Annotated in this window: 20 protein-coding genes; 11 read left to right on the top strand and 9 right to left on the bottom strand. The window is 64.9% G+C overall.

Going from position 1 to position 20,147, the window contains the following annotated elements:
- Positions 1-3: 3 nt before the first annotated feature.
- The gene (locus ACP15I_RS18485) at positions 4-177 is read right to left on the bottom strand and encodes a hypothetical protein (RefSeq protein ID WP_424976206.1); all 174 of its coding nucleotides are present in this window, start codon (positions 175-177) and stop codon (positions 4-6) included.
- 2 nt (positions 178-179) lie between these two features.
- Positions 180-716 (bottom strand): hypoxanthine phosphoribosyltransferase, encoded by a 537-nt coding sequence (gene hpt, locus ACP15I_RS18480; RefSeq protein WP_424967452.1) that lies wholly within the window; start codon positions 714-716, stop codon positions 180-182.
- Between the two features lie 78 nt (positions 717-794).
- Here hpt and ACP15I_RS18475 point away from each other — a divergent pair, with 78 nt between their 5' ends.
- Positions 795-1,253: a type II toxin-antitoxin system RatA family toxin gene (locus ACP15I_RS18475; protein WP_424967499.1), complete on the top strand. Its 459-nt coding sequence runs from the start codon at positions 795-797 to the stop codon at positions 1,251-1,253.
- Here the strand turns inward: ACP15I_RS18475 and ACP15I_RS18470 are convergent.
- The 3 genes from ACP15I_RS18470 to ACP15I_RS18460 are packed head-to-tail and all read right to left on the bottom strand — an operon-like array spanning position 1,241 to position 3,347.
- Positions 1,241-1,714, bottom strand: a complete 474-nt coding sequence (locus tag ACP15I_RS18470; RefSeq protein WP_424976205.1) for a CinA family protein — start codon at positions 1,712-1,714, stop codon at positions 1,241-1,243. The genes ACP15I_RS18475 and ACP15I_RS18470 overlap by 13 nt on opposite strands.
- Positions 1,711-2,199 carry a phosphatidylglycerophosphatase A family protein gene (locus ACP15I_RS18465; RefSeq protein WP_424967450.1) on the bottom strand — a complete coding sequence of 163 codons (489 nt, stop codon included), beginning with the start codon at positions 2,197-2,199 and terminating at the stop codon, positions 1,711-1,713. Before ACP15I_RS18465 ends, ACP15I_RS18470 begins: the two co-directional genes overlap by 4 nt.
- Positions 2,196-3,347, bottom strand: coding sequence for a bifunctional 2-C-methyl-D-erythritol 4-phosphate cytidylyltransferase/2-C-methyl-D-erythritol 2,4-cyclodiphosphate synthase (locus ACP15I_RS18460; RefSeq protein WP_424976204.1), 1,152 nt, complete (start codon positions 3,345-3,347; stop codon positions 2,196-2,198). Before ACP15I_RS18460 ends, ACP15I_RS18465 begins: the two co-directional genes overlap by 4 nt.
- A 197-nt stretch (positions 3,348-3,544) precedes the next feature.
- On the opposite strand from ACP15I_RS18460, the gene dusB reads away from it, so the two are divergent.
- From dusB to ACP15I_RS18435, 5 genes are all read left to right on the top strand, one after another.
- Entirely contained in the window at positions 3,545-4,546 is a 1,002-nt protein-coding gene (dusB, locus tag ACP15I_RS18455) for a tRNA dihydrouridine synthase DusB (protein ID WP_424976203.1), read from the top strand.
- On the top strand, positions 4,543-5,616 hold the full coding sequence (locus tag ACP15I_RS18450) for a two-component system sensor histidine kinase NtrB (RefSeq protein WP_424967447.1): 1,074 nt from the start codon (positions 4,543-4,545) through the stop codon (positions 5,614-5,616). Before dusB ends, ACP15I_RS18450 begins: the two co-directional genes overlap by 4 nt.
- Complete coding sequence (locus tag ACP15I_RS18445; protein ID WP_424967446.1) at positions 5,616-6,980, top strand: response regulator; 1,365 nt, start codon at positions 5,616-5,618, stop codon at positions 6,978-6,980. Before ACP15I_RS18450 ends, ACP15I_RS18445 begins: the two co-directional genes overlap by 1 nt.
- Before the next feature lie 103 nt (positions 6,981-7,083).
- On the top strand, positions 7,084-9,336 hold the full coding sequence (locus ACP15I_RS18440) for an ATP-binding protein (protein WP_424976202.1): 2,253 nt from the start codon (positions 7,084-7,086) through the stop codon (positions 9,334-9,336).
- Positions 9,333-10,748 carry a sigma-54-dependent transcriptional regulator gene (locus tag ACP15I_RS18435; RefSeq protein WP_424967444.1) on the top strand — a complete coding sequence of 472 codons (1,416 nt, stop codon included), beginning with the start codon at positions 9,333-9,335 and terminating at the stop codon, positions 10,746-10,748. The genes ACP15I_RS18440 and ACP15I_RS18435 overlap by 4 nt, the downstream gene beginning before the upstream one ends.
- Positions 10,749-10,754: 6 nt before the next feature.
- Here ACP15I_RS18435 and ACP15I_RS18430 read toward each other — a convergent pair whose 3' ends face one another.
- Positions 10,755-11,195: a hypothetical protein gene (locus ACP15I_RS18430; RefSeq protein WP_424976201.1), complete on the bottom strand. Its 441-nt coding sequence runs from the start codon at positions 11,193-11,195 to the stop codon at positions 10,755-10,757.
- Between the two features lie 105 nt (positions 11,196-11,300).
- Here ACP15I_RS18430 and trkA point away from each other — a divergent pair, with 105 nt between their 5' ends.
- The 4 genes from trkA (at position 11,301) to hflX (ending at position 15,836) form a co-directional block, all read left to right on the top strand.
- Complete coding sequence (gene trkA, locus ACP15I_RS18425; RefSeq protein ID WP_424976200.1) at positions 11,301-12,677, top strand: Trk system potassium transporter TrkA; 1,377 nt, start codon at positions 11,301-11,303, stop codon at positions 12,675-12,677.
- Complete coding sequence (locus ACP15I_RS18420) at positions 12,677-14,182, top strand: TrkH family potassium uptake protein (RefSeq protein WP_424976199.1); 1,506 nt, start codon at positions 12,677-12,679, stop codon at positions 14,180-14,182. Before trkA ends, ACP15I_RS18420 begins: the two co-directional genes overlap by 1 nt.
- A 125-nt stretch (positions 14,183-14,307) precedes the next feature.
- Entirely contained in the window at positions 14,308-14,541 is a 234-nt protein-coding gene (gene hfq, locus ACP15I_RS18415; RefSeq protein WP_424967440.1) for an RNA chaperone Hfq, read from the top strand.
- Between the two features lie 41 nt (positions 14,542-14,582).
- Positions 14,583-15,836 (top strand): GTPase HflX, encoded by a 1,254-nt coding sequence (gene hflX / locus ACP15I_RS18410; protein ID WP_424976198.1) that lies wholly within the window; start codon positions 14,583-14,585, stop codon positions 15,834-15,836.
- Between the two features lie 30 nt (positions 15,837-15,866).
- On the opposite strand, the gene ACP15I_RS18405 is transcribed toward hflX, so the two are convergent.
- Positions 15,867-16,229, bottom strand: a complete 363-nt coding sequence (locus ACP15I_RS18405) for a hypothetical protein (RefSeq protein ID WP_424976197.1) — start codon at positions 16,227-16,229, stop codon at positions 15,867-15,869.
- A gap of 98 nt (positions 16,230-16,327) precedes the next feature.
- Here ACP15I_RS18405 and ACP15I_RS18400 point away from each other — a divergent pair, with 98 nt between their 5' ends.
- Positions 16,328-16,930 carry a TetR/AcrR family transcriptional regulator gene (locus tag ACP15I_RS18400; protein WP_424976196.1) on the top strand — a complete coding sequence of 201 codons (603 nt, stop codon included), beginning with the start codon at positions 16,328-16,330 and terminating at the stop codon, positions 16,928-16,930.
- Here ACP15I_RS18400 and ACP15I_RS18395 read toward each other — a convergent pair.
- Entirely contained in the window at positions 16,927-19,407 is a 2,481-nt protein-coding gene (locus ACP15I_RS18395; protein ID WP_424976195.1) for a penicillin acylase family protein, read from the bottom strand. The genes ACP15I_RS18400 and ACP15I_RS18395 overlap by 4 nt on opposite strands.
- Positions 19,408-19,481: 74 nt before the next feature.
- On the bottom strand, positions 19,482-20,051 hold the full coding sequence (locus ACP15I_RS18390) for a YSC84-related protein (protein ID WP_424967435.1): 570 nt from the start codon (positions 20,049-20,051) through the stop codon (positions 19,482-19,484).
- Positions 20,052-20,147: the final 96 nt, after the last annotated feature.

Below are 20,147 nucleotides of genomic sequence, written 5' to 3'. Positions count from 1 at the left end.
GCCTCAGAACCGCGGCACACGCGGTGTGCGGTCCGGGGTCAGGGCCTCGGGCCAGCCAAAGATCTGTTCATAAGTGAAGATCAGCGCACAGATCGCGAGGATCACCAGCAGGAACTTGACCTGCCCCATGGAAGGCGGATGCCGGACCCAGCGCGCCATCCGCAGGAACCAGCCCATATTCAAAGCATCCGGACCTTTCCGATATAGGGAAGGTTCCGGTTTCTCTGCGCGTAATCAATGCCGTAGCCAACAACGAATTCATCGGGAATCTCGAACCCGATCCAGGTCGCCTGCACGTCCACTTCGCGCCGCGTGGGCTTGTCGAGCAGGCAGATCGTCTCCATCCGGCGCGGCTCACGCGAGGCGAGCAGGCGTTTGACATGGGACAGGGTAAAGCCCGTATCCACCAGATCCTCGACCACCAGCACGTCGCGCCCGGCAATCTCGCCGCGCAGATCCTTGAGGATCCGGACCTCGCGCGAGCTTTCCATCCCGTCGCCGTAGGAAGAGGCTTCGAGGAAATCCACCTCCACCGGCAGGTCCAGTTCGCGCACGATATCTGCGATGAACACGAACGAGCCGCGCAGCAGCCCTATTACGATCAGCTTGTCTGTCTCGGCAAATGCGGTCTCGATCTCGCGCGCCAGCGCCTCGACCCGGGCCGCGATGGCCTTGGCTGAAATCATCTTGTCGATGACATAATGGTCGTGCTTCATCCCGCCCCCTTGATTTCCGGCGCATATTCACCGAAATCAGCGCGGACCACCATGAAAAAGAGCGTCTCGCTAATCGCCATGCCGCAGCATTCCGAAACCCGCAATCTCCCCTATAGCGCCGCGCAGATGTATGCGCTGGTTGCGGATGTGGCGGCCTATCCGAAATTCCTACCCTGGTGTGCGGCGGCGCGGATCCGCTCTGTGCGCGAGACCGGGACGGGATCCGAGATGCTGGCCGATCTGGTGATTTCGTTCAAAGTCTTTCGCGAGAAGTTCGGCAGCCGGGTGAGCCTTGTGCCCGATGCCCACCAGATCGACACCGAGTATCTCGACGGACCGTTCCGCTACATGCAGTCGCGCTGGACCTTCACGGATCTCGAGGAGGGCGGCTGCAAGGTCGATTTCCACACGGATTTCGAGTTCAAGAACAAGGTTTTGCAGGGTGTGATCGGGGTCGTTTTCAACGAGGCGATGCAGCGGATCGTCAAGGCGTTCGAGAAGCGCGCCGATGCGCTCTATGGGCCTCAGGCCGCTTGAGCCGCCGCAAGTAGCAGCCCGATCGCGTGGTCCCGCGCGGCTTGCCGGACCTGCGCACGCCCCAGCGCTCCGAACTCGACGGTCTCTGTACTCAGCTTGGTGTTGGGACCGATAATCCCGAAACAGACGCGTCCTTCCGGTTTGAACTCGGATCCGCCAGGCCCCGCGATCCCGGTGATCGCCACGGCGATCTGCGCGCCGGCGGCGGTTTGCGCGCCGCTGGCCATCTGGGCCGCAACCTCTTCAGAGACCGCGCCATGGGCCTCCAACGTGGCGGGCGCGACGCCCAGCATCTCGGTCTTGGCGACGTTGGAATAGGTCACGAACCCCCGCTCAAACATCGCGGAGGACCCCGCCACATCGGTGATCGCCGCTGCGAGCATGCCGCCCGTGCAGCTCTCGGCGCAGGTCACGGTCAGGCCCTGCGCCGTGCAGAGTGCGACAAGCGTCGCCGCGCTCAAATCAGCACCACATGGGCCAGAAAGGCGAGCACCGCGACACAGATGGCCGCCATCACGCCGGCCACGATATCGTCGAGCATGACGCCCGCTGCGTCATGGCGCTTGTCGGCCCAACCCACGGGGCCGGGTTTCCAAATGTCGAACAATCGGAAGAAAACGAAGGCCGCGATCCATCCGGGCCAGAGCGCTGAAATCTCGGCCCCCACATGCCAGGCCCCGGCCGAGACGGGCCAGAGCGCGATCCATTGCCCGGCCACCTCGTCGATCACGATCTCGGACGGATCGTGATCCGCAGCGCCCCGTGTCGCCTCCGCCGTGGCCCACCAGCCAAGGGCGCAAACCGCCAGGGTGGCAATCGCGAGGGCCGGAAAGCCGCCCAGCGTGTGGATCGCCCAGGCGAGGGGCAGGGCGGCCAGCGAGCCCCATGTCCCCGGGGCAGGTTTCATCAGGCCGACGCCGAATACGGTTGCGATCATCCGGCTCATGGGCGCAACAGGGTCACTGTGGCCAGCGCCGCAATACCCTCCTCGCGGCCGGTGAAGCCGAGCCGTTCCGAGGTGGTCGCCTTGACGCTCACCTGATCCGGGGAAAGCCCCATCAATTCCGCCATTTTCGCTTTCATCACAACATGATGTGGGCCGATCTTCGGGCCTTCGCAGACCAGCGTGCAATCCATATGGGTGATGCTGTAGCCGCGCTCCGCCGCCAGAGCCACCGCGTGTTTCAGAAAGATCTCCGAGGCGGCACCCTTCCATTGCGGGTCGCTCGGCGGGAAGTGCTGGCCGATATCCCCATCCCCCAGCGCGCCATAGATCGCATCCGTCACCGCGTGCATGCCGACATCCGCATCGGAATGGCCCATCAGGCTCCGGTCATGGGGGATCTCGACCCCGCAGAGGATGACCGCGTCCCCGGGGCCGAACCGGTGCACGTCATAGCCATTGCCTGTTCGTATATCCATCGCTTGCCTTTCCCCCAGCAGCGCTTCGGCCCGTGCGAAGTCCTGCGGATAGGTAATCTTGAAGTTCGTCTCATCGCCCGCCACGATCGTGACAGGATGCCCGGCGGCGCGGGCAATCTCCACGTCGTCCGCGGCGGCGGCGTCATGGTTCAGATGCGCCGCGCGGATCAGCCCGAGGCGGAAGCCCTGCGGCGTCTGCGCGCGGTAGAGCCCGGTGCGATCCTGCATCCCCGTGACCTGATCCTCGGCCCCGGTCCAGAGGGCATCGACCACCGGCAGGGCCGGGGCCGCGGCCCCGATCCGGCGCACGGCGGCAATCACCCGGGCGATCAGATCCGCGGGCACCATCGGGCGCGCGGCATCATGGATCAACACGGGGTCCGAATCTGGTTTGTCCAGACTTGTCAGCGCATTAGCCACCGATTGGTCGCGACGCGCACCCCCCGAGACAACCCGGATCGGGGTCGCGGCCCGCAGGCTGCAGGCAAGGTCCATGTCGTCCGGATGCAGCACCACGACGATCTCGCAGATCTCCGGCACCGCATCAAACGCAGCGAGGGTCCAATCGATCACACGCCGCCCGGCGAGCGGGCGCCACTGTTTCGCGATCCCGTCCCCCGCGCGTGTGCCGCGCCCCGCCGCGACAAGAATGGCCGTAACATCGGGCGTCAAATCGTGCTCTTCTCGCCTAGGAATTCGCTCCGTTGGTAAGTCGCTGCGCCTCAAGGTGCAATCCTGAAGCGGAGTTCGGAGGTTTTCCGCGCAAAAATTAAGCAGACGCTGTTTTTTGCCCACAAGATCAATCCGGGGGCGTTGCGGGAAATCGTTAAACGAGTTACCGGAATAGGGCATGCACAAGGATTAATCGTTTGACTGTTATCTTGGCAGAAAGCCGGTTGACTCACCCGGTCCTCCTCGCGCCCATGGCGGGAATCACAGATCTGCCCTTCCGCGCCATCGTGGCGGAGTTCGGGGCTGGGCTCGTGGTCTCCGAGATGGTCGCAAGCCAGGAGATGGTGCAGGGCAAGGAAAGCTCCCGCGCGCGGGCCGAGCTGGGCTGCGGTGCGCAGGCCACCTCGGTGCAGCTTGCCGGGCGCGAGGCCTATTGGATGGGCGAGGCTGCCCGTTTCGTGGCCGATCAGGGCGCACTGGTCATCGACATCAACATGGGCTGCCCCGCCAAAAAAGTGGTCAACGGCGCGTCGGGCTCGGCCCTGATGCGCGATCTCGACCATGCGCTGAGCCTGATCGACGCGGTTGTCGCCGCCGTGGATGTGCCCGTGACCCTGAAAACCCGGCTCGGCTGGGATGATAGCAGCCTCAACGCGCCGGAGCTTGCGCGCCGGGCCGAGGCCGCCGGCATCGCCATGATCACGATCCATGGCCGGACCCGGTGCCAGTTTTACAAGGGATCCGCCGACTGGGCGGCGATTGCCGCCGTCAAGGAGGCCGTGTCGATCCCCGTGATCGCCAATGGCGATATTGTCGATACCCAAACCGCGCGTCAGGCCCGGGATCTGTCCGGTGCGGACGGGCTGATGGTCGGGCGCGGGGCGCAGGGTCAACCCTGGAAGCTGGCTGACATTTCTGCCGCGCTCTATGGCACGGCCGCTCCCGCGCGGCCCGAGGGGCAGGATCTGATCGATCTCGTGTCGCGCCATCTGGAGGCGATGCTGTCCTTCTACGGCACCGAGCTGGGCCTCAAGACCGCGCGCAAGCACCTCGGCTGGTACATGGAGGCGCGGTCCGACGGGCTCGAGACGCCCAAGGCCCTGCGCCGCGCGCTCTTGACCGAGACCCGCCCCGCAGAGGCCCTGCGCCTGATCCCGGCGGCCCTGACCGAGGCCGCGCCCGCACAGGTGGCCGCATGACCAATCGCACGCAGGCGCTCTGGATTTCGCTGCCGATCCCGGCGCTGATCCTGTCGGGGGACAACAAGATCCTCGATCTCAACCCGGCGGCTGAGAATTTCATGAACGGCTCGTTGCGCAGCCTTCTGGACATGCCGATCTGGGACAAACTGATGGTCGACGCGCCGCTGGAGGATGCGTTCGCCCGGGTGCGCACCAACCTCTCGCCGCTGTTCATCAATGACGTGGATGTGGGCACGGGCGAGCGCCCGCCGGTGCTTTGCAACATCCAGGTCAGCCCGCTGGTGGACAATCCCAACCTCGTGCTTCTGCTGCTGGAGCCGCGCGAGATTGCCGGGCGGCTCGGTCGCTCGATCCAGTCCAAGACGGCGGCGAAATCGGCCATCGGCATGGCCGAGATGCTGGCCCATGAGATCAAGAACCCACTGGCCGGCATCACCGGGGCGGCGCAGCTTCTGAGCATGAACCTGAGCACCGAGGACCGGGAACTGACGGATCTGATCGTGGCCGAAAGCCACCGGATCGTGAAGCTGCTGGAACAGGTGGAGCAGTTCGGCAACCTTCGCCCGCCCGCGCGCAAGCCCGTGAATATCCATGACGTTCTCGAGCGGGCCCGGAAATCCGCCGTGGTCGGCTTCGGGGCCCATGTCTCGATCACCGAAGAATACGACCCCTCGCTGCCCTCGACCTATGCGGATGGGGACCAGCTCTTGCAGGTTTTTCTCAACCTGCTGAAGAACGCCGCCGAGGCGAGCAAACCCGGCGGCAAGATCCGGATCCGGACCTTTTACGAGCTCTCCCTGCGCTTGCGCCGCAAGGATGGGTCCGGGGGCACCGTGCCGCTGCAGATCGAGATCATCGATGATGGTCCGGGCCTGCCACCGGACATCGAATCCGATGTCTTCGAACCCTTTGTCTCCGGCCGCGAGAACGGCACAGGCCTTGGCCTCGCACTGGTGTCAAAAATCATCTCGGAACATGATGGCTGGATCGCCGTGGACAGCGTCCCGGGCCGCACCGTGTTCCGCATTTCCCTTCCTGTCGCCCCCCGAAGTGAGGAGACCTCCTGATGGATGGAACTGTCCTTGTCGCCGATGATGATCGCACGATCCGCACCGTGCTGACCCAGGCCCTGACCCGCGCGGGGTGCAAAGTGCACGCCACCTCGAGCCTGATGACGCTGATGCGCTGGGTCGAAGAGGGGAAAGGGGATCTGGTGATCTCCGATGTGGTGATGCCCGATGGCAATGGGCTCGACACGCTGCCCAAGATCACCGAGGCGCGGCCCGGTCTGCCGGTGATCGTGATCTCGGCGCAGAACACGATCATGACCGCGATCCAGGCCGCCGAGGCCGAGGCCTATGACTATCTGCCCAAGCCCTTTGACCTGCCGGACCTGATGAAGCGGGCGGCCCGGGCACTGGAGGTCAAGCGCCGCGCGCCCCCGCCCAAGATGAATTCCGAAACCGCGAGCGAGGATCTGCCGCTGGTGGGGCGGACCCCGCAGATGCAGGCGCTCTACCGTCTTGTGGCGCGGGTCATGAACACGGATCTGCCGGTGATGATCACCGGCGAGAGCGGCACGGGCAAAAGCCTGATCGCGCGGGCGATCCACGACTTTTCGGACCGGCGTTCGCTGCCTTTCGTGGTAGCTGGGGCGGCGGATCTGGCGGGCGCCGATGGGCCCTCGACCCTCGTGGCGCGGGCGCGCGGGGGCTCGATCCTCTTTGACGAGGTGGGCGATCTGGATGACGACGCCCAGGGGCGCATCGTGCGGATGCTCGACACCTTTGGCGACAACGCTCCGCGGATCATGTCCACCAGCCAGAAGGACCTGATGCAGAAGATGGAGAGCGGGATTTTCCGTCAGGATCTGTTCTACCGGCTGGGCGGCGTGACGATCAACGTGCCCTCCCTGCGTGAGCGGGTGGATGACATCCCGCTGCTGGCGAGCCATTTCCTGTCCCGGGCCGAACGAGACGGCCAGCCGCTCAAGCGGCTTTCCGATGCCGCGAGCGACATGGTGCGCGCCTATTCCTGGCCGGGCAATGTGCGCCAGCTTGAGAATGCCATGAAGCGGCTCGTGATCACCGCGCAGGAAGACGAGATCGGGCGCGGCGATGTGGAACTGGTGCTGGGCAGCCAGCCCGCCATCGAGCCGCTGATGGGCGGCGGCGAGGCGGACAAGCTGAGCGCATCGGTCGAAAAGCACCTGCGCCGGTATTTCGACCTGCATGGCGGGGTTTTGCCGCCCCCGGGCCTGTATCAGCGGATCCTGCGCGAGGTGGAAACCCCGCTCATCGAGATCGCGCTCGACGCAACCGGCGGAAATCAGGCGAAATGTGCCTCTCTGCTCGGAATTAATCGCAATACTTTGCGCAAGAAGATCACGGATCTGGATATTCAGGTGACACGCCGCCGCAAGTTGATGTAAAAGCGCAACATAGCGTGTCAATCAAGGCACGGTCGCATTGGGGCGAAGCCCCATGGATCGAGGAAACGTGCGAGCAGCCCCTGGGCGATATGTAAGTCGTTGGATGGCGCAATACGTGTCCCTCCGCGCGGTGCAGACCTGGACCACCTTCGGCATGGTGGCCCTTGCGCCAGTGCTGGCGGTCGCGACCTTCTTAGTGCTGGGCCCGCTTGATCAGGGGGCCGATGCCACCTCGCTCCGGATCGTGATCCTCGCCGATTTCGTCTATGTTCTGGTCCTCGCGGCGCTTGTGTTGCAGCGGGTGGCGCGGATGATCGCCGCGCGGCGGGCGCGCTCGGCGGGCTCTAGGCTTCACCTGCGCCTGACGGGCGTTTTCGCCATCGTCGCCCTCGTGCCCACGGTGCTGGTCGCTGTCTTTGCCACGATCACGGTGAATTTCGGATTGGAAGGCTGGTTCTCGGACCGGGTGCAGCGGGTTCTGGGCGCGTCGCTCTCGGCGGCAGAGGCCTATGAACAGGAAAAGCGCGTCCAGTTGCAGATCGACACCTCGGCGCTCGCGGCCTTCCTCGACCGCGCCCGGGTGGAGCGGGTCTTTCTCAGCGATGGCGACCTGCGCCAGCTATTGGCGCAGGGGCAGGGCCGGGTACAGCGGGGCCTGCGCGAGGCCTATATCGTCAACAGTCTGGGCGAGATCCGGGTGCGGGGCGAGCGCAGCTACCTGTTTGATTTCGAACAACCCACGCTGGAGCAGATGGCCGCCGCCGATAGCAGCATTCCGGTGGTGATCGAGGACTGGCCAAACAACGAGTTCCGCGCCCTGATCAAGCTGCGCCGCCATGTGGACCGCTATCTCTATGTCAGCCGCGACGTGGACGGGCAGATTCTGACCCTGCTCGATGACACGCAGGAAACCGTGCAGCTTTTCAATCAATTGGAGAGCGATCGCGGGCGGCTCCTGTTTGATTTCGGGCTGCTCTATATCGGGTTCGCTGTGGTGCTCATCATCGCATCGATCTGGCTGGGGCTCTGGTTCGCCGAGCGGCTCGCGCGACCGGTCGGGCGACTAGCGGGCGCGGCGCAGCGGGTCGGGGCAGGGGATCTCGACGTGAAGGTCCCCGAGCAGACGGGCGATGACGAGATCGCCATGCTGGGGCGGCTCTTCAACCAGATGACACGGCAGCTCAAGGGGCAGCGCGACGCGCTTCTGGACAATACCAGCCAGATCGAAAGCCGCCGGCGGCTGTTCGATTCCGTGCTGGGCTCGGTCACGGCGGGGGTGATCGGTCTCGATCCGGACGGCAAAGTGGAATTCATGAACCGCTCGGCCACGACCATGCTCGGGCTCGAGGAGGACGGCGCCAGTGGCCGCAAGCTACGGCAGGTCGTGCCCGAGTTTGCCGAGCTCTTTGACCGGCTGCAATTCGGCAACCGCGACGTCACCCAGCAAGAGATCGTGCTCAGCCGACAGGGCCGCTCGGAAAGCCTGCTGGTGCGGATGGCGCGGCGGGCCAATACCGATGACATGCTTGAGGGCTACGTGATCGCCTTTGACGACGTGACCGATCTGGCATCGGCCCAGCGTATGGCGGCCTGGGGGGACGTGGCTCGGCGCATCGCCCATGAGATCAAGAACCCGCTGACGCCGATCCAGCTCTCGGCCGAGCGGATGAAGCGCAAGTTTGGTCCCAAGCTGGGCGAGGATGGTCCCGCGCTGGTGGAGCTCAGCGATGTGGTGATCCGGCAGACCAATGACCTGCGCCGGATCGTCGACGAGTTCTCGAAATTCGCGCGCATGCCCGAACCGGAGACCGCCGAGACCGATCTGGCCAATCTGGTGCGGGACGCGGTGTTGCTGCAACAGGTGGCCCAGCCCGATACCCGCTTTGTCACCGAGATCGCCCAGGACCCCGTGCGCGCCGAGCTGGATCCCACGCTGCTGAGCCAAGCGCTGACCAACCTTCTGAAGAATGCGGGCGAGGCCATCGAAAGCCGCTTGTCAGGCAATTCCGGCGATACGCGCCCGGGCGAAATTCGCGTGCAGTTGCGGACCCATGGTCGGGAGGCGGAGTTGCGGATTGCCGATAACGGCATCGGTCTGCCCGACAATCCGGCCAAGCTGTTCGAGCCTTATGTGACCACGCGCGACAAGGGCACGGGCCTCGGCCTGCCCATCGTGCGCAAGATCATCGAAGAGCATCAGGGCACGCTCGAGCTTGTGAACGCGCCGCCCTTCGCCCCCGGTGATCCGCCCGGGGCCGAGGCCCTGATCCGCTTGCCCTGCCATCCACCGCCAGCCGCCACGGATGCAGACCCTTCCACGACAGACACGCCCAATAAGAAGATCGAAACAGCATGACCGACATACTGATCATCGACGACGAAAAAGACATCCGGGAGCTTGTCTCGGACATCCTGCAGGACGAAGGCTACGCCACACGCACGGTTGGAAATGCCGAGGATTGCATGGCCCAGATCGAGGCCCAGCCCCCCGGGCTGATGATCCTCGACATCTGGCTCAAGGATTCGAGCATGGATGGCATCGACATCCTCGTGAAGGTCAAACGCGAGCGTCCGGAGATCCCCATCGTGATCATTTCCGGTCACGGCAATATCGAAATCGCCGTCGCCGCGATCAAGCAGGGGGCCTATGACTTCATCGAAAAACCCTTCAATATCGACCAGTTGCTGCTGGTGGTGAAGCGGGCGATGGAGACCTCGAAGCTGCGCCGCGAAAACGCCGAGCTTAAACGTCAGGGGCCGGTTTCAACCGATCTGCTCGGCACGTCGGCGGCGATGAAAACCCTGCGCAGCCAGCTCGACAAGGTGACCCGGTCCAATGGCCGCGTGATGCTGACCGGCCCGTCGGGCAGCGGCAAGGAGGTCGCGGCCCGCTATATCCACGCCAATTCGAACCGCGCGTCGGGCCCCTTCATCACCGTGAATTCCGCCGCGATCGAGGCGGACCGGATGGAGGATGTCCTGTTTGGGCGCGAGGGCGCGGACAAGTCGATCGAGAAGGGCCTTTTGGAGCTGGCCGATGGCGGGGTGATCTTTCTCGACGAAGTGGCGGACATGCCCGCCGGCACCCAGTCCAAGATCCTGCGGGTGCTGGTCGATCAGCAGTTCGAACGGGTCGGCGGGAACCAGAAGATCAAGGTCGATCTGCGGGTGATCTCATCCTCGACCGCCAATCTCGAAGAGGCTGTCAGCTCGGGCCGGTTCCGCCAGGAGCTTTATCACCGGCTCAACGTTGTGCCGATTGCCGTGCCGTCGCTCGGGGAACGGCGCGAGGATATCCCGGTGCTCGCGCGCCATTTCATCGAGCATTTCAACGAGAGCCAGGGCCTGCCGAACCGCGATCTGGGCACCGAGGCCGAGGCGATGTTGCAGACGATGATCTGGCCGGGAAATGTGCGGCAGCTCAAGAACGTGATCGAGCGGGTGCTGATCCTCGGCAATGCGGATGGCCCGATCGAGCCCGATGAACTGCCGAGCTCCGGCGGCTCGGAAGAGCCGGGCGGGACGGGCGTCGTGTCCGGCACCCTGGCGACCTTGCCCCTGCGGGAGGCGCGCGAGCTTTTCGAGCGCGAATACCTGATGACGCAAATCAACCGCTTTGGCGGGAATATCTCGCGCACGGCGGCCTTTGTCGGGATGGAGCGCTCAGCGCTGCACCGCAAGCTCAAGTCGCTGAATGTCGTGACCTCGACCAAATCCGGCGCGCGGGTCGCCCATGTGGAACCACAGGACAGCGAGAACGAGGTCTGAACGCGCTCAGCTTCCGGGCAGGATGACAGGCCCCACGCCCGAGATCTTTGCCGCACAGGAGGTCTCGCTCGCCGCGACCTGTCGTGTGGCGGGCGTGATCTCGCCTGCACGTCCGGTGCTGCAGCTCGGGATCTGCGCCAGGCTGTAGCCCGCCGCCTCGAGACAATTCAGACGGCTCTCCTCGCGCAGGCCTGCATTGATGTCCACATCCACCCATTGTCGGTCATAGGTGATGCGCGGCACGCCGTAGCGATACTCGATCACCTCGACCGTGCGGCGTTCGCGCTGCACGTCGCGCGGTGCGATGGATCGGGCGCGCAGGGCGCAGCGTTCCAGATCGCTGGCCAGTTGCGCCACGGTGACGCCGGGCTGGTCATAGACGATCACCGGCGCGCAACCCGTCAGGCCAAGGGCCGCCACCCCGATCAGTGCCACTGCTTTGCGCATCCGTGCTCTCCTCTGCCGCCCGCGGGACGGCCTCACGCGGCGCAAGCCTTTTCACCGCGCGCGCAACCAAGTATGCCGGGAAGCATACCGAGATGAGGCGGGTCTATGAAAGTCATCATTTGTGGAGCAGGGCAGGTGGGCTGGCAGATTGCCCGCTTCCTGTCGGGCGAGCGCAACGACGTGACCGTCGTGGACAACAACCCCGAATTGGTGCGCCGCGCCACCGACACGCTGGATGTGCAGGGGATCACCGGCTTTGCCTCCTACCCGGATGTTCTGACCTCGGCCGGGGCCCGGGATGCGGATATGATCATCGCCGCGACCTTCTCGGACGAAGTGAACATGGTGATCTGTCAGATCGCCCACTCGATCTTCGAGATCCCGCGCAAGATCGCGCGCCTGCGGGCCCAGAGCTATCTGACCGCGATCTATTCGGATCTCTATCGCCGCGACCACCTACCGATCGACGTTGTGATCAGTCCCGAACGCGAGGTGGCCGAGGCCGCGTTGCAACGGCTCTCGGCACCGGCGGCCTTTGATACGGAAGAGTTTCTGGACGGCAAGGCGCAGCTCCTGGGCATCGTGCTGGACCCGGATTGCCCGGTGCTCTCGACGCCGCTGCGCCAGCTCACGGACCTGTTCTCGACCCTGCATGTGATGGTGGTCGGTATCCGACGGCAGGGCACGCTCTTTGTGCCGGAGCCGGGGGACCAGCTCTTTGAAGGGGATCAGGTCTATCTCTTCTGCAAGGACGCCGATGTGGCCCGCACGCTCGAGGTTTTCGGCAAGACCGTGGGCAAGCTCGAACGGGTGGTCATTGTGGGCGGGGGCAATGTGGGCCTCGCCGTGGCGCGCCAGTTGGAAAAGCGTGAAAACCGTGTCCGGGTGAAGATGATCGAGCGCGACCGCAAGCGGGCCGAACGGGCCGCGGATGAGCTGGAACGCACGATTGTCCTCAATGGCGACGGTCTGAACGTGGAGCTTCTGCGCGAGGCCAATATCGAAAAGGCCGATGCGGTGCTCTGCATCACCGATGATGACAAGACCAACCTGCTCTCGGGGGTGCGCGCCAAATCCGAGGGCTGTCCGGTGGCGATCTCGCTGGTCAATGATCCGACGCTGGTCCCACTGCTCGGCCCGCTCGACATCGATGCCTATATCAACCCACGTGCCACCACCGTCAGCTCCATCCTGCGCCATGTGCGCCATGGCCGGGTGCGCACGGTCTATTCCATCGGCGATGCCGAGGCCGAGGTGATCGAGGCGCAGGTTCTGTCGACCTCGCCGCTGGCCGGACAGCTGGTGCGCGACGTGGACTTTCCCGAGGGCGTGCTGCTGGCCGGGATCCTCAAGGATGGCAAGGTCATCCGCCCCAAGGGCAGCACCCGCATCGACGAGACCTCGGTGATCGTGATGTTCGCCCTGTCCAAGGACGTGCCAGAGGTCGAGCGCCTGTTGCAGGTCTCGATCGACTTCTTCTGATGCAGGCCCTGCGGCGCTTTCCTCTGATCGTGGTGCTGATGGGGATCGGCGCCCTCGCGATGTTCATCCCGGCGCTCTATGCCGGGGCGATAGGCCAGCATGAGATTGCGCGGCCCTTCCTCTATGGCGGGATCCTGTTTCTGACCCTGGTCCTCTTGCTGGGCCTTGCGACGATGAACATCCCCGCGCCGCATAGCGAGCGACGGCAACTGGTTGCGCTCCTGCTGACTTTCTCGGCCTTGCCGGTCATGCTCGCCGTGCCGCTGGCCGAGGCCGTGCCGGACACCCGGTTCAGCAACGCCTATGTGGAGATGGTCTCGTCGATCACCACCACCGGCGCGACCCTGTTCGAGCCCGACCGCCTGCCCATGCCGGTGCATCTGTGGCGCGCGACCGTGGGCTGGCTCGGCGGGTTCCTGATCTGGGTGACGGCCTTCGCGGTGATGGCACCGCTGACCCTCGGCGGGTTCGAGGTCACCTCGGTGCAGGAGGCCGGGCAGGGCCGCAGCACCCGCGAGACCAGCGGCAAATCCGCGGCCTCGACCCGACTGATCCGCTTCGCGCTGCGGCTTGCTCCGATCTATATCACGCTTACGGGGATGCTCTGGCTGGCGATGATCCTGTGCGGCTCGGGACCGGCCGAGGGGCTGATCTATGCCATGTCGACCCTGTCTACGAGCGGGATCACCGCCGGGGATCTGCCGGGGGAGGCCCCCAAGGGCGCGCTTGCCGAGATCGCGATCTTTGTGTTCCTGATCTTTGCCATCACACGGCGCAGTTTCATCGGCGGGCTCAGCCCGAACTGGCGCGAGCTGCGCCGCGACCGGGAGCTGCGCATCGCCCTGATCTTCGTTCTTGTCATCCCGCTCTTTCTCTTCCTGCGCCACTGGCTCGGTGCGTTCGAGGTCCATTCGCAGCTGGACGAGAGCGCGCTGACCGCGCTTTGGGGCAGCATGTTCATGGTACTGTCCTTTCTCACCACAACCGGATTCGAGAGCACCTCCTGGGCAGCGGCGCAGAACTGGTCCGGTCTCGGGACGCCGGGGCTTTTGCTGGCGGGGATCGCGCTGTTCGGCGGCGGGGTGGCGACCACGGCTGGCGGGGTAAAGCTGCTGCGGGTCTATGTTCTTTACAAGCATGGCGTCCGCGAGATGGAGCGATTGATCCATCCCTCCTCGGTGAACAGCGCGGGCTATACGGGGCGTCGGTTGCGGCGAGAGGGGTCCACAATTGCATGGATCTTTTTCATGCTTTTTGCCCTATCTATCGCGCTCGTGATGTCCGCATTGGCACTTACCGGACTTGGGTTCGAGGAAGCCACATTACTGACCTTCGCGGCTCTCACCACCACCGGGCCAATTGCGACGATTGCGACCGAAGTGCCCATTTCCTATGCGGCACTTCCGGAAAGCGCGAAATTCATTCTTTGCGCAGCCATGGTCCTCGGCAGGCTTGAAACGCTGGCCATTCTGGCCCTGCTCAATCCGGATTTCTGGCGCAACTAGAGCGCATTTCCGCTATGTGCCTGCCTTTAGGGCTGGAATCCCCCGCGTGCACATCACATACTCGGGCTTAGTCAGAGTTATCCGCGATTTCATTTGCGGCACAGCACAAGAAAAAGGCACTCAGAATGGCCGGCGACAAACAGAATTTGCAGGACGCGTTTCTCAATCATGTTCGTAAAACAAAGGTTCCGGTAACGGTATTCCTTATTAATGGCGTGAAATTGCAGGGGGTTATCACATGGTTTGATAATTTCTGCGTTCTGCTGCGTCGCGACGGCCAGAGCCAGCTTGTTTACAAGCATGCGATCTCGACCGTCATGCCGACCCAGCCGATCAGCCTGTACGAGGGCGAAGACTGACCGACTATTATGATCACGCACCCGAGCAGACCCGTGCTCTGGTGCTGCACCCCGAACTGACCTCGGACCGGGAGCGCCGTCTGGCGGGCCCGGCTCTGGAAGAGGCCGTGTCCCTCGCGGCCGCCCTGCCACGTCTTGATGTGGTGGGGGCGGAAAACGTGCGCCTGCCCAAGGTGCAACCGGGGTTGCTGTTCGGATCGGGGAAGATCGAGGAGCTGGGCGCGCGCATCAAGGTCGAAGAGATCGGGCTGGTGTTGATCGACGGCCCTGTCAGCCCGGTGCAGCAGCGCAATCTGGAACGCGCCTGGAAGACCAAGATCCTCGACCGGACGGGCCTGATTCTCGAGATTTTCGCGGACCGGGCCAGAACGCGCGAAGGTGTTCTGCAGGTGGAACTGGCCGCGCTGGCCTATCAGCGGACGCGCCTTGTGCGGTCCTGGACCCACCTGGAGCGGCAGCGCGGTGGGCTCGGCTTTGTCGGCGGCCCCGGTGAGACCCAGATCGAGGCGGACCGCCGCGCGATTGACGAGGCGGTGACCCGGATCAAGCGACAGCTTGCCAAGGTGGTGAAAACCCGCGAGCTGCACCGCGCCGCGCGCAAGAAGGTGCCCTATCCGATCGTGGCGCTGGTGGGCTATACCAACGCCGGTAAATCGACCCTGTTCAACCACCTGACCGGGGCAGAGGTGATGGCCAAGGACATGCTCTTTGCCACGCTCGATCCCACCATGCGCGCGTTGAAACTGCCCACGGGGCTCGACGTAATTCTTTCGGATACGGTGGGCTTCATCTCGAACCTGCCGACCGAGCTGGTCGCGGCCTTTCGCGCGACGCTGGAAGAGGTGCTCGACGCGGATCTGATCCTCCATGTGCGCGACATCGCCCATCCCGACAGTGCGGCGCAGGCCGAGGATGTGCACAAGATCCTCGATGCGCTGGGGGTCAAGGACACGACCCGGATGGTGGAGATCTGGAACAAGATCGACTTGCTGCCCGAGGCCGAGGCCGACGCCCTGCGCATCTCGGCGGCGCGGCAGGAGGATGTGCTCGCGATCTCGGCGGTGCGCGGAGACGGGTTCGATGCGCTGCACGAAACGGTGGCAGCACTTCTGACCCCGGCGGTGACCGATGAGACCTTGCTGATCCCCTATGCCGAGGGGCGGGCGCGGGCTTGGCTGTTCGAGCAGGGCGTGGTCGAGGGCGAGGCGCAGACCGAGGATGGCTACGAGCTGCAGGTGCGCTGGACCCCGGCGCAAAAGGCCCGATTTGCCGTCAGGCAAGGGGCCGGGACCTGATCCCAGCCCCCTGATCCCAGCCCCGACCGGTCACGCGGCCTCTATGCGTCCGGCGAGCAGCGCGCGCCACAGCACCACAGCCGCCGCCACCTGACCGCTCAGAACAGCGGGCCAGATCAGTGCGATCTGCGGATCGAAGTAATTCTGCGGCCCGAAAGAGACCAGCGCGCCCAGGGCGGCCAACACCATAAGGCCACGCCCTGCACGCTCCGCCGGGCCGATCCACACCGCCGCCAGCGCCGCCGCAACAGAGGCGCCGATGAACGGACCAATGGCGAAAAGCGGTGTGGTGGCCGGCGGGTGTGGGGCCACCCCGGTATACAGCGCGCTCAGCATCACCACTTGCAATACGATCGGGGCCGCGAGCCCCGCCTGGCTATAGCGACAGGTCATCTTTCTCTTCCTCCCATCAAAAGTGTAACAACGTGTACGGTTGCCCATATCCGTAATCATCTGTACGGTTGTCGTCAAGACCGAGAGGAGGTGACGTGATGCGCGCTGAAAACAAGCGAGACCGACAAGCGGCCATCGAAGAGGCTGCCTTCGATGTCCTCGAAGAAAAGGGCTTCGCGGGCATGTCGGTTCTGTCGGTCGCGCAGCGGGCCAAAGCGTCCAACGGCACGCTCTACAGTTGGTACGGCAACAAGGTGGGCCTGTTCAAAGCGCTGGTCGCACGCAACGCAGCCGAGTTGCGCGCGGCACTCGAAACGGCGCTGGAGGGCGGCGCGTCTCCGCGCGAGACGCTTGATCAGATCGGGCCACAGCTTCTGGGGCTGCTGCTGAGCCCGCGGGCCGTCGCGCTCAATCGCGCGGCGGCGGCGGATCCGAGCGGCGCGCTTGGCGCGGCGCTGTCCGAGGCCGGTCGCGGCACCGTCGCCCCCTTGATCGCCCGGGTGGTGCAACAGGCGCAGGGCGACGGGATGCTCTCGCGCGGAACGGATTTCCAAGAAATCACAGAGGTTTACTTCAGCCTTCTGATCGGGGAGCTGCAGATCCGCGTTGTGGCCGGGCACCAATCCCCGCCCGAGGCCACGGCGCGCAAGGCCCGGGCGGCCCGCGCCCTCACACAGCTCGAAACGCTCTATCCCGCCTAGGGCTGTGCAGCCTCGGCCGGATAGAGCAGGGTCACCCCATTCGCGCCCGCACGCGCAAGGTCGGGATCCAGCGTCATGGGGATGTATTCCCCGCGCCGCCAAAGCTCCCCCAGATCGTCATAATGCCGCGAGAGCGGATGCCCGGATTGCCCGGTGGAGATGATGAAGACCGAACTATCGGGGTCGGCGAAGTCATAAACCCCGCGATAGGCCCCGCCATGGGTGTTGAGATAGGGGTTCGGCCCGGTCCCCTTGGTCACCCCGCGCATCAGGGTCGTGTCCCCGCCGCTGGTGGATTGCCGAATGTTCAGAAGCGGGCCGATGAACGGGGCTGCGCCCAACACAGGATGGTCATGGGTGGCTTCATGGGCATCGCCCCAGCGCCAGCCCTCTACCGCGCGGCCAAAGGTCTCCGACAGGGACAGCAGCGCGTCGTCGAGCGCCCGGCGGGCTTGCAGGGTGCAGGTCTCGACCTCGCTGCTCTGGACCACATCGCACCAGATGCTTGCGCCATCCACATCGCGGAAAACCCGTTCGAGGAACAGCACCTCCGGGTGGCGGAACTCGTCCGCGAGAGGCCCAAGCTCGTCGCGGATCAGGCGGTCCTGCAGGGCGCGCATCCACGCGGTATAGATCAGCGGCTCGGGCAGATGCTCGGACATCTCACCATTCCACTCGGCCAGTAGGTCGAGCGCGATGCGGCGGTCCCGGGATTGGGAACCGAGGGCCGAGGCCTCTTCCGAGAACCACAGGTCCCGCGCCACCAGCGGCAGCAGGGTCCGCGCGCCCTGGCTGACCGTGTCGAGCTGCGCCTCGATGAAGCTGTCGCGGGTATGGACCTGCCGCGCCCCCATGAGCCGTTCCCAGCGCTGGACCCGTTGGGTGTCGCCCCAGTCATAGGACATGTGGAACGGGAAGGGGCGGTCGATCACCTTGTTGTTGGTATTGCCCAAAAGGCCGCTCTGCGGATCCACGAAGCGCGGGTTGGCCGCATAGCCCAGCGCCCCCTGCCAGCGGTTCTCGGGCCGCCAGCCGGGGGTGGGCAGGCGGCCAAGGCTCTGATGGGCCGCGGCGCGGCGGGGCAGGGCGCCGACGGTCTGGAACGCCACCCGCTCGGCATCGGCGAGGGTCAGGTTTTGGGCCGGGGCGATGAAATCACGTCCCACCTCGATCGCGCCCTCCACGTCGCGTGCCGCCATCAGGTTCAGGGCGGCATCCATCGACGTGTCATTCGGGCTCAGCGCCGTCCAGGCCAGCGCGGCCACATGGGCTTGGGGCGTGATGCTCGCGAGGTTATAGTGCTGCCCGGGCAGGACCGGCCCGTTCTCGGTCCAGCGCAGTGTGATGGTCACCGGCGTGGCATCCTTCACCTCGATGACCGAGCGGCGCGTGCGGAAGGGCTTGTAGCCCTCGGGGGTCAGGTATTCCTCGGGATTGTCGGGGTTGAGCTGCTCGATGAAGAGGTCCTGATCATCGGCATAGCTCGAGGTCAGGCCCCAGCCGAGAAACCCGTTGCGCCCGGTCAGAACCGCCGGGATGCCCGGCACCGTCCCGCCGATCACGCCACCCGCGCCGAGATCCATCCGCGCAAGGTACCAGATCGCCGGGGCCGTGAATTCCAGATGCGGATCATTGGCCAGAAGCGTGCCCCCGGCCGCTGAGCGCGAGGGGGCCGCGGCCCAGGCATTCGACGCGCCCGCAAAGGGACGGGGATGGAGCGGCGAGAGCGGATCAAGCGGCAGAGGCGCGCCCGCGAAGGCCTGACGCCGGTCGATCCCCGGCACAAGGCTGGCGAATTCCGGCAGCACGGTCAGGCCCGCGCCCGGGCTCTCGGGCAGGATATCCAGCACCCGCTCCGGCGGCAGGGCGAGCGAGATCCGGGCGCGCAGCACTTCGGTCTGCATGTGCCAGCTCAGCTGCAGCGCCATGAGCTTGATCATCACCACCGAATCCGCGGGCTGCCAGGGGGCGATCTCGGGTTCGAACAGGAAAAACTCCGGCGCACCACGCCCCAGCGCGCCCTTGTTCACCTCGGCGATCCAGGCGTTCACGCCCGCCGCATAGGCCTCCAGCGCTTCGATCGTCGCCGGTGAGAGCGCATCGACCGAAGATTGAGCGAGCCGGTAGAAATCGAACCGTCGCAGCAGGTCATCGATCTGTAGGGTGCGGCTGCCAAAGAGCTCGGACAGACGCCCCTGCGCTGTGCGGCGCATCATCACCATCTGCCACAGGCGATCCTGAGCATGGACGAAGCCGAGACCGAAATAGCTGTCGGCATCGGTCTGGCCAAAGATATGAGGAACATTGTGGGTGTCGCGCACGATCTCGACCGGCGCGGACACCCCTTGCAGCGCGTAGCTGCCATCGTAATCCGGGATCGACCGGGAGGCGAAATAATAGGTGAACCCGAGGCCGATCCCGACACATGCGAGACTGGCCAACAGGATCCGCATCATCCATTTCAGGAGCCGCGCCATATCACCCTTTCCACCCCGGGACGGGCCCGGTCATTCCCTTGGCGCGCCCGGAGGGGCGGTCACCTCCCCGAGGATCAGGGGATGATGCGGTTATAGACCGTCCCGTTCAGGGATGCGCCCGCAATCAGGCCCGCCTGACCGAAGATGATGCCAACCACCGGGTCACGCGCGGTCAGGGTCTCGGCGCTGATGGCTTCGCCCGTATCCGCGAGGGTGATCTCGAGATCGCCGCCCACGGTGAGCCCATTGCCATTGCGGAATTTCTGCAGGGCTTCCTCGGTCATGAAGAAGATCGCATGGGCGTATTGCTGTGCGCCGATCTGAAAGCCGAAGCTGGCTTGAGTGCCCTGGTAGTAGTCGATCGTCGCGCCGTTGATCCGCAGCGCGCCCTTGCCATAGGCCCCGCCCACGCCGAACCCGGCCTCGGTGATCAGCGGCATCACCAGCACGCCGGAGGCCTTGCGCCCCAGATCGGCGGCTCCGGGCACGCTCGATTCCAGAAACAGCATCGCGGCATCCACGCGCTGATCAATGGTTGCGGCCCGCTGGGCGCTGCCCTCGACCGAAGCGCAGCCCGCAAGGGCCACAAGTGCCCCGAGGCTTGCGCCCAAAACGGCACCGCGCCGTGTGATTTTCTGTGTCATCTGCTCGCTCTTTCTCATGACGTCGACTGGGCCGGCGCTGCCTGTATGGCCGGGATCCAGCCGGTTTAGTGGCTGGGGGCTCTATGGCCCCTTGAT

The sequence above is a fragment of the Dinoroseobacter sp. S124A genome (genome assembly GCF_049801015.1).
Classification (GTDB): Bacteria; Pseudomonadota; Alphaproteobacteria; order Rhodobacterales; family Rhodobacteraceae; genus Dinoroseobacter.
This window is presented reverse-complemented; position numbering and strand designations above follow the sequence as displayed.

Excerpts from the sequence above, each read along its gene's own strand:
- ACP15I_RS18420 (WP_424976199.1), top strand. The coding sequence starts at position 12,677 with ATGCAGGCCCTGCGGCGCTTTCCTCTGATCGTGGTGCTGATGGGGATC.
- ACP15I_RS18450 (WP_424967447.1), top strand. The coding sequence starts at position 4,543 with ATGACCAATCGCACGCAGGCGCTCTGGATTTCGCTGCCGATCCCGGCG.
- ACP15I_RS18390 (WP_424967435.1), bottom strand. The coding sequence starts at position 20,051 with ATGACACAGAAAATCACACGGCGCGGTGCCGTTTTGGGCGCAAGCCTC.
- trkA (WP_424976200.1), top strand. The coding sequence starts at position 11,301 with ATGAAAGTCATCATTTGTGGAGCAGGGCAGGTGGGCTGGCAGATTGCC.
- ACP15I_RS18475 (WP_424967499.1), top strand. The coding sequence starts at position 795 with ATGCCGCAGCATTCCGAAACCCGCAATCTCCCCTATAGCGCCGCGCAG.
- ACP15I_RS18395 (WP_424976195.1), bottom strand. The coding sequence starts at position 19,407 with ATGGCGCGGCTCCTGAAATGGATGATGCGGATCCTGTTGGCCAGTCTC.
- hpt (WP_424967452.1), bottom strand. The coding sequence starts at position 716 with ATGAAGCACGACCATTATGTCATCGACAAGATGATTTCAGCCAAGGCC.
- ACP15I_RS18445 (WP_424967446.1), top strand. The coding sequence starts at position 5,616 with ATGGATGGAACTGTCCTTGTCGCCGATGATGATCGCACGATCCGCACC.
- ACP15I_RS18465 (WP_424967450.1), bottom strand. The coding sequence starts at position 2,199 with ATGAGCCGGATGATCGCAACCGTATTCGGCGTCGGCCTGATGAAACCT.
- ACP15I_RS18400 (WP_424976196.1), top strand. The coding sequence starts at position 16,328 with ATGCGCGCTGAAAACAAGCGAGACCGACAAGCGGCCATCGAAGAGGCT.
- ACP15I_RS18435 (WP_424967444.1), top strand. The coding sequence starts at position 9,333 with ATGACCGACATACTGATCATCGACGACGAAAAAGACATCCGGGAGCTT.
- ACP15I_RS18440 (WP_424976202.1), top strand. The coding sequence starts at position 7,084 with ATGGCGCAATACGTGTCCCTCCGCGCGGTGCAGACCTGGACCACCTTC.
- ACP15I_RS18430 (WP_424976201.1), bottom strand. The coding sequence starts at position 11,195 with ATGCGCAAAGCAGTGGCACTGATCGGGGTGGCGGCCCTTGGCCTGACG.
- ACP15I_RS18405 (WP_424976197.1), bottom strand. The coding sequence starts at position 16,229 with ATGACCTGTCGCTATAGCCAGGCGGGGCTCGCGGCCCCGATCGTATTG.
- hfq (WP_424967440.1), top strand. The coding sequence starts at position 14,308 with ATGGCCGGCGACAAACAGAATTTGCAGGACGCGTTTCTCAATCATGTT.
- ACP15I_RS18485 (WP_424976206.1), bottom strand. The coding sequence starts at position 177 with ATGGGCTGGTTCCTGCGGATGGCGCGCTGGGTCCGGCATCCGCCTTCC.